This is a genomic window from Nocardioides sp. CCNWLW239, from assembly GCF_037137035.1.
GTDB lineage: Bacteria > Actinomycetota > Actinomycetes > Propionibacteriales > Nocardioidaceae > Nocardioides.
Genome location: NZ_JBBBNW010000002.1, coordinates 255,765 through 267,424, shown reverse-complemented (window position 1 = coordinate 267,424; position 11,660 = coordinate 255,765). Strand labels below are relative to the sequence as shown.

Below are 11,660 nucleotides of genomic sequence, written 5' to 3'. Positions count from 1 at the left end.
GTGAGTGTGCTTCTCGCCCTTGACACCGCCACGCCTCAGGTGACCGTGGCGCTCCACGATGGTGACGACGTCGTCGCCGAGATGGTCTCCGACCGCACCATGAAGCATGGTGAGCAGCTCGCGCCGCTGATCTCCGAGATCATGGCGGGAGCCGGGGTCGTACGCCAGGACCTGACCGCCATCGCCGTCGGTGCCGGACCCGGGCCGTTCACCGGACTTCGGGTCGGCCTGGTCACCGCGCGGACGCTGGGTTTCGCACTGGGAATCCCGGTCCATGCGGCCTGCACGCTCGACGTGCTGGCGGTGGAGGCCGTTGCCTCCGGGGTGGTCTCGATCACCGAAGGTTTCTTCGTGGCGACGGACGCACGGCGCAAGGAGGTCTATCTGGCCTCCTACGATGCCGAGGGCGTACGTCTCGAGGGCCCCGTCGTCGCCCGGCCTGCCGAGGTCGCCACGTCGCGGCCGGTGGTCGGAGAGGGGGCGCTGCTCTATCCCGACGCGTTCCCGTCGGCGGTCGGTCCGCAGCGACCGTCCGCCGGCTGGCTGGCACGGGCAGTGGCCGAGGAGCTGGTCGAGCTGATGGATCCCGAGCCGCTCTATCTGCGTCGGCCGGATGCGCTCGAGCAGGCTGCCCAGAAGAAGGGCCAGAAAGAGGGCCAGAAGAAGGTCTCACCGTGACCGTCCGGTCGGCCGCCCAGGAGGACATCGACGCGATCGCAGCCCTCGAGCTCGAGGCGTTCCCTGAGGATGCCTGGACGCCTGAATACCTGCAGGTCGCGATCGAGGGGAAGATGCCGACCGTCCGGATCCTGGTCGCTGAGGATGATTCCGGGACGGTCGTCGGTCATGCGCTGGTGAGTGTCGTCTACGAGATCGCCGAGCTCCAGCGGATCGCGACCGCCGCGGAGCGGCGCCGCCGTGGGATCGGTGGGGAGCTCCTCGTCGCGTCCATCGACATCGCTCGAAGCGAGGGAGCCGAACGCCTTCTGCTCGAGGTCCGCGAGGACAACGCGTCGGCGATCGCGTTCTACGACCGAGCCGGGTTCGTGGAGATCGACCGCCGGGAGCGCTACTACCGTGACGGGGCTACGGGGATCGTGCTGGCGATGGAGTTCGCCGGATCGTCAGGGTCCCCGGACTGAAATGTCGGTGGTCTGTGGTGCGATCGATGCCATGGCCCTCTACCGCAACACATTCGAATCCCAGGCGGCCGGTGTCGCGATGGCACGGACGATCGGCCGCGACGGTCTGCGTCCGCCGACGCTCAAGGTGGTGGCGGACGCAGCGAACATGGGCCCATCGACCCTGCACGCCTGGTTCAACGGCTACGAGAACATGCTGCCCCACGCGGCGTCGGGGTTCGCCGGCATCTACTGGGAGCAGGTCGCCCAGCGAGTGAACGACCGAGGTTGGGACGGGTATCTGCCCTCGACCGCCGACGAGAAGTTCTTCGCGCGAGCGTGGTTGGGGATCGAGGAGCTCGCGAGATCGAACGACCACATCGGCGAGGTCGTTCGAGAGCTCTGGCACGACATCAGCGTCTTCTTCCGTAGTTCGATCGGCCGGGAGCTCACCGATGTCGAGTCGAGCGGGCTGGTGATCATGCTTCGTGGGTTGTGGGACTCGCTCTGCTCCGCACACCCGATCGACATCGAGGTCGCGCACGATCTCTGGGCCGCGGCCCGCGTCGCGCTGAGCGATGTTCAAGATGGTGGTTCCGAGGATCGCGACCGCGCGGCCTGACCGGTGCTGACATATCCCGTCCTGAAAGATCGCATCCTGAAGATCGCGTGGCGGGCGGAGGTGTGCTCGCCGGCGAGGAGGGCCGTGCCGGCGCCGAACGAATGTTCATTCGGGCAGATGCGGCGAATGAACATTCATTCGGTCATCGGAGCCGAATGAACATTCGTTCGGCGCGCACAAGGCACCACAGATCGCCGGGGCGGAGGATGAGCCGGGGTGGAGGATGAGCCGGGGTGGAGGATGAGGCAGTGGCAGCGCGAAGGCACAATGGGGCCATGACTTCTGGTGCCCATGTCGACGAGCCCCTGGTACTCGGCATCGAGACGTCGTGCGACGAGACCGGGATCGGGGTCGTGCGCGGCCACACGCTCCTGGCGGATGCGGTGGCGAGCAGCGTCGAGGAGCATGCCCGGTTCGGCGGGGTCGTGCCCGAGGTGGCCAGTCGGGCGCACCTGGAGGCGATGGTGCCGACGATCGAGCGTGCGTGTGCGGAGTCGGGCATCAAGCTGAACGATGTCGACGCGATCGCTGTCACCTCGGGGCCGGGGCTCGCGGGAGCACTGCTGGTCGGGGTCGCGGCGGCCAAGGCGCTGGCGCTCGGGCTCGACAAGCCGATCTACGGGGTCAACCACCTGGCCTCGCACGTCGCAGTCGACCAGCTGCAGCACGGACCGCTGCCCGAGCCCTGCGTGGCGATGCTGGTCTCCGGTGGACATTCCAGCCTGCTCAAGGTCACCGACATCACCGAAGGTGTCGACCCGATGGGGGCGACCATCGACGACGCCGCGGGCGAGGCCTTCGACAAGGTCGCCCGCCTGCTCGGCCTCGGGTTCCCGGGCGGTCCCGTGATCGATCGGCAAGCCACCTCGGGCAGCTCGATCGCGATCGACTTCCCCCGCGGTCTCACCAGCAAACGAGACCTGGAGCGACACCGCTTCGACTTCTCCTTCTCCGGCCTCAAGACCGCGGTCGCCCGCTGGGTCGAGGCCAAGGAGCGCAGCGGCGAACCGGTCCCGGTCGCCGACGTGGCCGCCAGCTTCCAGGAGGCCGTGGTCGACGTCCTGGTGCGCAAGGCCCTCGACGCCGCCTCGTCCGAAGGCATCGAGGACATCATCATCGGCGGTGGGGTCGCTGCCAACAGCCGCCTCCGAGTGCTCGCCGAGGAGCGCGCCGACAAGCTCGGCATCCGGGTGCGGGTCCCGCGTCCCGGTCTGTGTACGGACAACGGCGCGATGGTGGCGGCGCTGGGGGCCGAGATGGTGGCCAGGGGGCGTACGCCTTCGGCTCTGGACCTTCCGGCCGACTCCTCCCAGCCGATCACGTCTGTCCTCGTCTAGATTCACCTCGTCTAGATTCGCACCTCGCCTAGAACGGTCTCACCAACAAGCACGTGCCTTCCCCGGCTACGCGGGTGAGCACGATGGTGGCCTCCGCGGAGCCCGAGAGCGCGAGCCGTTTGCGGAGCTGTTCGGGAACGACCTGGACGCCGCGCTTCTTGATCGTCAGCTTCCCGATCCCGCGCGCACGCAGTGCCGCCTTGAGCTGCTTCTCCCGGTAGGGGAGCTCTTCGAGCACCTGATATCCACGGGCGAAGGGCGTCTCGAAGGAGGCGGACGAGGTGACGTACGCGATGTGCTCGTCGATCAGATGACCCTGCACGCCGGCGGCGACGGCGGTGACCAGCCCGGCGCGGATCACCGCCCCGTCGGGCTCGTAGAGGAACTCGGCGACCTCGCCGACCTCGCCGCCCGGATCGTCCTCGGAGGTGAGCGTCGCCAGACCTCGCTCGCCGATCACGGTGGCCCGGCGATGCGTGCTCGCCAGCGCGCCCGACCACAGCGCGGCCTCCTTGACCTCGCCGCGGTCGCTGACCCATTCGGCCTCGACCTTCTCGGGTACGAGGTCGTGCGGGATCCCGGGAGCGACCTTCACGCAGGCATCGCGCGCGAAGAGCGTCTCGACCCACGACCACGGCGGCGTCCACCCCTCCGCGGAGAAGACCCGGCCCTTGGCGCCGCGGCGTGCTGGATCTGCGTACGCCACGTCGAACGGTGAATGGTCGACACCGGTCGCGTCGGCGACGGTGACGGCGCCGGGCAGCTCCAGGGCATCGAGGTTCGCCTGGGCGACCGCGACCCGCTCCGGATCGTGATCGACCCCGGCAGCGGTGAGGCCCGCGCGTGCGGAGGCGATCAGGTCGCCGCCGATCCCGCAGCCCAGGTCGATGACGCTGGTCGCGTCGAAGGCACGCAGGCGCGCCGCCCGGTGGTGGGCGACGGCGAGGCGGGTGGCCTGCTCGAGACCGTCGGGGGTGAAGTACATCCGCGGTGCGAGGTCGCCGAACTTGGCCGCCGCCTTCCGGCGCAGGTCGACCTGCGTCATCGCCGCAGCCACGCGCTCGGCCGTCTCCTCCTTGCGCAGGGCGGTCTGCACCGCCAGGACAGAACCCTGGCCGTCCGGAGAGGTCATCTCGGTGGCCCGCGCCAGCAGCCGCTGCCCGTTGTCGGTCAGCAACCAGGCGAACGCGTCGAGATCCATGGCTCCGATCCTCTCAGGCCGGTTTCCGGACTTGGCAAACTCCATTACCCGGCGGGGTGTTTCTGCTCTAGGATCCGCCGGGTGCGCAGACCCTCACGCCGAGTCCCGGTGAGCCGCTGGGTGCTCGTCGCGACTCTGTCTCTGATGTCCATGGCTCTGCTGTCCGTGACACTGCTGCCGATGCTGTTCGCCGCGCCCGCTTCGGCCGACTCGGTGACGCCGGTTCGTCACTGTTCGCACGGGGACGGTTACCGCGAGGTGGACGGTGACTCCTCCGTGTCGGTGACTGCGCCCGACGGATACCTGATCGTGGCGTACTGCGTGGACAGCCGTGGTCGTCGAGGCACCTCGGAGGTCCATGTCCTGTCCGCCCCGCAACGCACGGTGCTCATCCGGCACAGCGACGGGCGGTCGCTCGAGGGCTACTCGGTGGCGTACTCCAGGGTCGACGCCCCGGACGAGCCCGAGGACGGCCCCGACGGCGACGACGAGGACGACCAGAACGAGCCAGGCGAGCAGAACGAGCAGGGCGATAACGGCGGCCGGGACGACAACGACGATCGGGGCGGCCGTGACGAGGCGAGCCAGACCCCCGAGGCCGAGCCCGGGCAGGGCGCCCCGGCGAAGAACGAGCACAAGAACGGGGCCGGGAAGGCGGAGAAGCGCGAGAAGGCGGAAGGTACGCCGTCGGCCAGCGCTTCCGCAGCGCAGCCCGAGCCGAGCCGTCAGCCCTCCGCCACCGTCTCCGCGCAGCCCGACGGCTCGTTGCAGATGTCGGCCCTGAGCGATGGTGAAGAGCTCCGGACCACCGCGCTCGCGGAGAAGGACGACGACGATGAGGAGGGGCTGCGGTCGCTCGTGGTCGCCGGCGGCATCATCATCCTCGGGCTCCTGGCCGGCATGATCGCGCTGCTGGTGAGGCTCCCCGGCCAGCGGTGACCCGGTCTGCGGGGGACTCATCACTGGCACTCATTACGGCCGAGTGCTAACGTCTGCGTTGGCACTCTCCCCCTGAGTGTGCCAGCGCTTGCGAGCCGGGTGCGACCCCCGCGACGGCGTACGTGGCATATCGCAAGCACAGACGTAGCAACACCCACCAGTCTGACTCCGTAGAAAAGAAATGGGGAGGTCGACACAGTGTCGGTCAACATCAAGCCTCTTGAGGACCGGATCGTCGTCAAGGCCGTCGAGGCCGAGCAGACCACCGCCTCCGGTCTGGTCATCCCGGACACCGCCAAGGAGAAGCCCCAGGAGGGCGAGGTCCTGGCGCTCGGCCCGGGTCGTATCGACGACAAGGGCAACCGCGTCCCGCTCGACGTCGCCGTGGGCGACAAGGTCATCTACAGCAAGTACGGCGGCACCGAGGTCAAGTACGCCGGCGAGGAGTACCTGATCCTCTCCGCCCGCGACATCCTCGCAGTCATCGCCTGACGTCATCCGTCTCGCATCAACGCGGCCGGGCCGACGGGGTTTATCAAGTCCTGGGCCCCGGCCGCGTTCTGCGTACTAGGGAGTAAATACCAATGCCGAAGATCCTGGAGTTCGACGAGAACGCCCGCCGCGCCCTCGAGCGTGGCGTCGACGCCCTCGCCAACGCCGTCAAGGTGACGCTGGGCCCCAAGGGCCGCTACGTCGTCCTCGACAAGAAGTGGGGCGCCCCGACGATCACCAACGACGGTGTCACCGTCGCTCGTGAGATCGAGCTGGACGACCCGTTCGAGAACCTTGGTGCTCAGCTCACCAAGGAGGTCGCGACCAAGACCAACGACATCGCTGGTGACGGCACGACCACCGCGACCGTCCTCGCCCAGGCGATGGTCCACGAGGGTCTGCGCGCGGTTGCCGCCGGCGCGAACCCGATGAGCCTCAAGCGCGGTATGGACGCCGCTGCGTCCGCCGTCGGCGACGCCCTGCGTGCCGCCGCTCGTGAGGTCGTCGACGAGTCCGACATGGCCTCGGTCGCCACCATCTCCTCCCGCGACGCGAAGATCGGCGAGATCCTCGCCGAGGCCTTCGCCAAGGTCGGCAAGGACGGCGTGATCACCGTCGAGGAGTCCAACACCACCGGTACCGAGCTCGAGTTCACCGAGGGTATGCAGTTCGACAAGGGCTACATCTCTCAGTACTTCGTGACCGACCAGGAGCGGATGGAGGCCGTCATCGACGACCCGCTGATCCTGCTCGTCCAGGGCAAGATCAGCTCTGTCCAGGAGCTCCTGCCGCTGCTGGAGAAGGTCATCGCCGCCGGCAAGCCGCTGTTCATCATCGCCGAGGACGTCGAGGGCGAAGCCCTCTCGACCCTGGTCGTGAACAAGATCAAGGGCACCTTCAACGCGACCGCCGTCAAGGCGCCCGCGTTCGGTGACCGCCGCAAGGCCATGCTGCAGGACATCGCGATCCTCACCGGCGCGCAGGTCGTCGCCGAGGAGGTCGGCCTCAAGCTCGACCAGGTCGGTCTCGAGGTGCTCGGCACCGCCCGCCGCATCACGGTCTCGAAGGACAACACGACCATCGTCGAGGGTGGCGGCGACGCTGCCACCGTCGAGGCTCGTGTCAACGAGATCAAGGCCGAGATCGAGCGCACCGACTCCGACTGGGACCGCGAGAAGCTCCAGGAGCGCCTCGCCAAGCTCGCCGGTGGCGTCTGCGTGATCAAGGTCGGCGCTCATACCGAGGTGGAGCTCAAGGAGAAGAAGCACCGCATCGAGGACGCTGTCTCCGCGACCCGCGCCGCCATCGAGGAGGGCATCGTCCCCGGCGGTGGCTCCGCGCTGATCCACGCCGTCTCCGTCCTGGAGAAGGACCTCGGTCTCGAGGGCGACGAGGCGGTCGGCGTACGTGTCGTCCGCAAGGCCGCCGACGAGCCGCTGCGCTGGATCGCCGAGAACGGTGGCGATAACGGCTACGTCATCACCACCAAGGTCCGTGAGCTCGGCGTCGGCCAGGGCTTCAACGCGGCCACCGGTGAGTACGGCGACCTGATCGCCCAGGGCGTCATCGACCCGGTCAAGGTCACCCGCTCCGCGCTGACCAACGCCACCTCGATCGCGAGCATGCTGCTCACGACCGAGACCCTGGTCGTCGACAAGCCGGAAGAGGACGAGGCGCCCGCGGCCGGTCACGGCCACGGTCACGGCCACTGATCCACAGCCGGGCAGAGCCGAGTCGGCCCATCTTGACCGCCATGTTGCGACGCGAAGCGAGCAACCAGGTCACGATGGGCCGACTCGGCGATTTCACGGGACACGGGTCTCCCGTGTCGACACCTGACGCGTTGGCAGGTAAGTATCGCTCATGAGCTTTCGGGGGCTATGGGTTCTGGTGCTGCTGGTGCCGTTGATCGTCGGATGCGGCGCAGACGACGATCCCCACGGAGATGATCGGCCGGCCCAGATCGGGCAGCTCATCCCGGCCGGTTCGGAGCACGTGAGCTTCCAGGGTCGCCCGGTCGAGATCACCCGCCCGGGGCTGCGCTACACCGTGCTGGTGAGCTCGCCGTTCAAGCGGCTCGACGAGTATCGGGCCGAGGATCTCGGCGTCGCGCCCGAGGCGCCGGACGGCGCCGCGTTCATCACGGTGACCTGGACCATCCACGGTATGCCGGGCGACGTCTTCGCGATGGAGCTGGACGAGACGCCGGACGAGTCCCTGGCCCTGGTGATCGACGGTGAGCCGACGACGATCGCCGACCTGGCGGTCTGGCACAAGGCCCTGGGGCCCGGAGGGGAGGACGTTCCCGGCGGCTACTACCTGGTCGTGCCGGAGGACACCGGACTCCAGGACATCGGGGTCAGCCTGGAGTTCGACGGGCACACCGAGTCGGTCGACGACCTGATCCTGGGGGTCGGCACCGACGGGCCGAACATGACCCTGGAGACAGTCGTCCCGCGGGTTTCCTCCCAGGAGTGCCCGGAGCAGAAGGACAGCACGGTGGGCGGCGCCAAGGCGCGCACCTGGCTCAACTGCGCTCTCAAGGTGAGCTCGGGACTGCCGTACCACCGTGAGCTCGGTTGGCCGGGCGAGAACCGTGCCTGGCTGGTCGTCGAGGTCAGCCTGCAGACCAGCAGCAGGACCTGGGGATCCGGTAGGTCGATCACCAGCTATGCGACGGAGCCCGGGGCCGCGGTGATCACCCTGAACGGGGCCAAGCCCACCAAGACGCTGGAGGTCGAGAAGAAGTCGGCTTCCTGGGACGACGTGACCACGGCGAAGGTCGCCTTCGAGGTGGATTGGAGCTTCAAAGGTGGCGACCTGCGGATCAGGCGGGTCTACGACGGCGCCAAGGAGGATTCGAGCGACCCGGGACCGCGGTCCCTGCGTACGGTCTACGACCAGACCGTGACGATCAGCTGAGGTCAGCGGATGGTGAGGTCGGCGAGGTCGTCGTCGTCCGAGAGCACGTTCATGTCGACGTACGCCTCGTCGTCGCTGCCGACGCCGTCGAGCCGGTCACGACTGGAGTATTGCCAGATGGTCCACGATCTTCCGTCCGGCACCCGAGGCGGCCAGGCGACCGATCGGAACCAGATCGGGTTGTCGGGATAGCGGTCGACCAGGAAGGCGCGGTAGGCCGTCGGCGTGGTGTAGATGATCGGCGCGATGCCGTAGTGGTCCTCGAGCGCATCCAGCAGCGGATCGAGGATGGCCCGCACCTCGGTCGCGGGCGGCAGGTTGCCCTTGAAGGATCCGTAGGGCTCCAGGTCGACGACGGGAGCGAGCGTGCCGGCGACACGAGGGACGTGGGCGATCATGTTGCGGGCCTGGTCGGCGCCCGGGCTCTCGAAGCTCATGAAGTGGTAGGCGCCGGTCGCGATCCCGGCCTCCCGGGCCCCGGCCCAGTTGGCCGCGAAGCGCGTGTCGACGTGGGCCGACCCCTCGGTCGCCTTGAGCCAGGCGAAGTCGATGTCCTGCTCGGCGACCTGCGCCCAGTCGACGGTGCCGTTGTGGTGGGAGACATCGATGCCGCGTACGTCGTATCTCGCGGCGAACAGCCGGGTGGGCATGAGCACGCCGGTGTAGACCAGCAGCACGAGAACCACGATGGCGGCGGCGACAATCCCGGCCGCGACGGGGAGGCGCCTCACCGCGATTCCAGCAGCTTCTGCATGATCCCGATCTCGGTCTTCTGAGAGGCCTCGACGTCCTGCGCCATCTCCGTGGCGAGCGTGTCGCTGCCCTTGCTGAGCACGGGTGCGGCCATCTCCAGGGCACCCTCGTGGTGGGCGATCATCCGGGTCAGGAAGAGCCGGTCGAACTCCTCGCCCCGAGCCGCTCCGAGCTCGTCCATCTGCTCGGGGGTGAGCATGCCCGGCATGCCTGCGTGGTCCGGCAGGTCGTCGGCGGCGGGCACCTCGAGGCCGCGGGCCTGGAGCCATCCGCTCATCGAGACGATCTCCGGCCCCTGAGCCGCGGAGATGCTCCTGGCCAGCGACTTCACCTCGTCGCTGGCCGCGCGGGAGCCGGCCAGCTCGGTCAGCTCCAACGCCTGGGCGTGGTGCGGGATCATCATCGTGACGAAGGTGGCGTCGGTCTGGTTCCACTCCGCGTCGGCAGGTGCATCCGAAGGCCCGATCGTTGCCGCGGACTCACCCGGAGCCCCCGGTTGCAGGACGGGCGCCGACTGGGTCGATCCCGCGGCGCTCGGCTCGTGGCCGGCGTGGGTGGGCTGGTCGTCGGCACAGCCGGTGAGCAGCAGAGCGAGTGCAGCGGTGAGGACACCGAGTTTCCGCATGGACCTGCCTTCCGAGGCGTACGCAGGGAGTCAACATATTCAATTTCGCCGACCATGGAACAGAATTTCCCTAGAATCGACGAGCCCGTGGTTTGTCCTCACGGCAGTCGACTCGGAAGGCGACCCCGCATGAGACGTCCTATCCACATCCTGGCCGGAGTCGCATCGGCCATGATCGTCGCCGGAGGGCTGGCCGTCGCGGCCCCGTCCTCGGCCGACGAGTCCCACTCGCACGGCTCCCAGAAAGCCGCCCCTCAGCCGAGCTGCACCGAGGCTGAGAAGAAGGTCCTGGCTGCGGCCGGCGACAACTTCGCCTCGGCCTGCGCGCCGGGCAACGACATCGCGAAGCTCGGCGTCAACAACCCGGTCGTGGAGGCCGGCGAGGCCGAGGGCACGCCCAACCTGAACCTGATCGCGAACATCCCCAAGTCCGGGGCGTTCGCGCCGACGAGCGCGCTCAACAGCGACCTGGCCTTCCAGGGGCACTACGCCTTCGCCGGCAACTACAACGGCTTCAACGTCATCGACATCAAGAAGCCCCACAAGCCCAAGCTGGTCACCCAGGTCGTGTGCCCGGGCTCGCAGAACGACATCTCGGTCTACGGCGACCTGCTCGTCCTCTCCGTCGACTCCAGCCGCAGCAACAACACCTGCGACAACGTCGCCCAGTCGGCGGCGATCAAGGAGTCCTGGGAGGGCATCCGGGTCTTCGACATCAGCAACCCGGCGCAGCCGGCCTATGTCGCTGCGGTCGAGACCAAGTGCGGCTCCCACACCCACTCGCTGGCGCCGAGCAAGGACGGCAAGACCGTCTATGCGTACGTCTCGTCCTACGGTCCCCGCGACGAGTTCCCCGACTGCCAGCGACCGCACGACAAGATCAGCATCGTGAAGATCCCGACGAAGACGCCGGAGACCGCCGCGGTGGTCAACGAGCCGGTGCTCTTCCCCGACGGTGGCTACACCAACACCGCCGGCTGCCACGACATCACCACCTACCCGAGCAAGGACATCGCGGCGGGTGCGTGCATGGGCGACGGCATCCTGATGGACATCTCCGACCGCGAGCACCCGGTCGTGACCGAGCGGGTCCGGGACACCGAGAACTTCGCGTTCTGGCACTCGGCGACGTTCAACAACACCGGCACCAAGGTGGTCTTCACCGACGAGCTCGGTGGTGGCGGTGGGCCCGAGTGCAACCCGGAGGTCGGTCCCGAGAAGGGCGCCAACGGCATCTACGACATCGAGGGCTCCGACCTGGTCTTCAAGTCCTATTACAAGATCCCGCGCACCCAGTCCAACACCGAGAACTGCGTCGCCCACAACGGCTCGCTGATCCCGGTCAAGGGCAAGGACATCATGGTCCAGGCCTGGTACCAGGGCGGCATCTCCGTCTACGACTTCACCGACTCGGCCAACCCGAAGGAGATCGCCTGGTTCGACCGCGGTCCCTTCGAGGACACGACGACCATCGCCGGTGCGTGGTCGACCTACTACTACAACGGCTACATCTACTCCAACGAGATCCAGCGCGGCTTCGACGTCTTCGACCTGCGGGACCCGCGGGTCGCCTCGGCGAAGAAGGTCAGGTTCGACGAGCTGAACGTCCAGGCCCAGCCTTCCTACTGAGAGTTAGCCGAGTCGGCGC

Annotated in this window: 12 protein-coding genes; 9 read left to right on the top strand and 3 right to left on the bottom strand. The window is 68.1% G+C overall.

The features are described from left to right. Nucleotides 1-6 precede the first annotated feature (6 nt). From tsaB to tsaD, 4 genes are all read left to right on the top strand, one after another. Complete coding sequence (gene tsaB / locus WBG06_RS07210) at nucleotides 7-678, top strand: tRNA (adenosine(37)-N6)-threonylcarbamoyltransferase complex dimerization subunit type 1 TsaB (RefSeq protein WP_336735910.1); 672 nt, start codon at nucleotides 7-9, stop codon at nucleotides 676-678. Then, complete coding sequence (gene rimI, locus WBG06_RS07205; protein ID WP_336735909.1) at nucleotides 675-1,142, top strand: ribosomal protein S18-alanine N-acetyltransferase; 468 nt, start codon at nucleotides 675-677, stop codon at nucleotides 1,140-1,142. Before tsaB ends, rimI begins: the two co-directional genes overlap by 4 nt. Before the next feature lie 79 nt (nucleotides 1,143-1,221). Next, nucleotides 1,222-1,743 (top strand): hypothetical protein, encoded by a 522-nt coding sequence (locus WBG06_RS07200; RefSeq protein WP_336735908.1) that lies wholly within the window; start codon nucleotides 1,222-1,224, stop codon nucleotides 1,741-1,743. Between the two features lie 275 nt (nucleotides 1,744-2,018). After that, the gene (gene tsaD, locus WBG06_RS07195) at nucleotides 2,019-3,080 is read left to right on the top strand and encodes a tRNA (adenosine(37)-N6)-threonylcarbamoyltransferase complex transferase subunit TsaD (RefSeq protein ID WP_336735907.1); all 1,062 of its coding nucleotides are present in this window, start codon (nucleotides 2,019-2,021) and stop codon (nucleotides 3,078-3,080) included. A gap of 28 nt (nucleotides 3,081-3,108) precedes the next feature. Here tsaD and WBG06_RS07190 read toward each other — a convergent pair whose 3' ends face one another. Beyond that, nucleotides 3,109-4,281 (bottom strand): class I SAM-dependent methyltransferase, encoded by a 1,173-nt coding sequence (locus WBG06_RS07190; protein WP_336735906.1) that lies wholly within the window; start codon nucleotides 4,279-4,281, stop codon nucleotides 3,109-3,111. A gap of 144 nt (nucleotides 4,282-4,425) precedes the next feature. Between WBG06_RS07190 and WBG06_RS07185 the strand changes: the two genes are divergently transcribed. The 4 genes from WBG06_RS07185 to WBG06_RS07170 all read left to right on the top strand — a co-directional run bounded on the left by WBG06_RS07185 (nucleotide 4,426) and on the right by WBG06_RS07170 (nucleotide 8,634). Continuing rightward, on the top strand, nucleotides 4,426-5,220 hold the full coding sequence (locus WBG06_RS07185; RefSeq protein ID WP_336735905.1) for a hypothetical protein: 795 nt from the start codon (nucleotides 4,426-4,428) through the stop codon (nucleotides 5,218-5,220). A 198-nt stretch (nucleotides 5,221-5,418) separates the two neighbouring features. Continuing rightward, entirely contained in the window at nucleotides 5,419-5,712 is a 294-nt protein-coding gene (gene groES, locus WBG06_RS07180; RefSeq protein WP_008362423.1) for a co-chaperone GroES, read from the top strand. 92 nt (nucleotides 5,713-5,804) lie between these two features. Beyond that, complete coding sequence (gene groL / locus WBG06_RS07175) at nucleotides 5,805-7,424, top strand: chaperonin GroEL (protein WP_336735904.1); 1,620 nt, start codon at nucleotides 5,805-5,807, stop codon at nucleotides 7,422-7,424. A gap of 151 nt (nucleotides 7,425-7,575) precedes the next feature. Then, a complete protein-coding gene (locus WBG06_RS07170; RefSeq protein WP_336735903.1) occupies nucleotides 7,576-8,634 on the top strand; it encodes a hypothetical protein in 1,059 nt (352 codons plus the stop codon). Nucleotides 8,635-8,636: 2 nt separating this feature from the next. On the opposite strand, the gene WBG06_RS07165 is transcribed toward WBG06_RS07170, so the two are convergent. Continuing rightward, nucleotides 8,637-9,365, bottom strand: a complete 729-nt coding sequence (locus WBG06_RS07165) for a GH25 family lysozyme (protein ID WP_336735902.1) — start codon at nucleotides 9,363-9,365, stop codon at nucleotides 8,637-8,639. Next, nucleotides 9,362-10,012, bottom strand: a complete 651-nt coding sequence (locus tag WBG06_RS07160; protein ID WP_336735901.1) for a DUF305 domain-containing protein — start codon at nucleotides 10,010-10,012, stop codon at nucleotides 9,362-9,364. Before WBG06_RS07160 ends, WBG06_RS07165 begins: the two co-directional genes overlap by 4 nt. 129 nt (nucleotides 10,013-10,141) lie before the next feature. On the opposite strand from WBG06_RS07160, the gene WBG06_RS07155 reads away from it, so the two are divergent. Beyond that, nucleotides 10,142-11,641, top strand: coding sequence for an LVIVD repeat-containing protein (locus WBG06_RS07155; protein WP_336735900.1), 1,500 nt, complete (start codon nucleotides 10,142-10,144; stop codon nucleotides 11,639-11,641). Nucleotides 11,642-11,660 lie beyond the last annotated feature (19 nt).

Excerpts from the sequence above, each read along its gene's own strand:
- WBG06_RS07200 (WP_336735908.1), top strand. The coding sequence starts at position 1,222 with ATGGCACGGACGATCGGCCGCGACGGTCTGCGTCCGCCGACGCTCAAG.
- tsaD (WP_336735907.1), top strand. The coding sequence starts at position 2,019 with ATGACTTCTGGTGCCCATGTCGACGAGCCCCTGGTACTCGGCATCGAG.
- WBG06_RS07190 (WP_336735906.1), bottom strand. The coding sequence starts at position 4,281 with ATGGATCTCGACGCGTTCGCCTGGTTGCTGACCGACAACGGGCAGCGG.
- WBG06_RS07185 (WP_336735905.1), top strand. The coding sequence starts at position 4,426 with ATGTCCATGGCTCTGCTGTCCGTGACACTGCTGCCGATGCTGTTCGCC.
- groL (WP_336735904.1), top strand. The coding sequence starts at position 5,805 with ATGCCGAAGATCCTGGAGTTCGACGAGAACGCCCGCCGCGCCCTCGAG.
- WBG06_RS07170 (WP_336735903.1), top strand. The coding sequence starts at position 7,576 with ATGAGCTTTCGGGGGCTATGGGTTCTGGTGCTGCTGGTGCCGTTGATC.
- WBG06_RS07160 (WP_336735901.1), bottom strand. The coding sequence starts at position 10,012 with ATGCGGAAACTCGGTGTCCTCACCGCTGCACTCGCTCTGCTGCTCACC.
- WBG06_RS07155 (WP_336735900.1), top strand. The coding sequence starts at position 10,142 with ATGAGACGTCCTATCCACATCCTGGCCGGAGTCGCATCGGCCATGATC.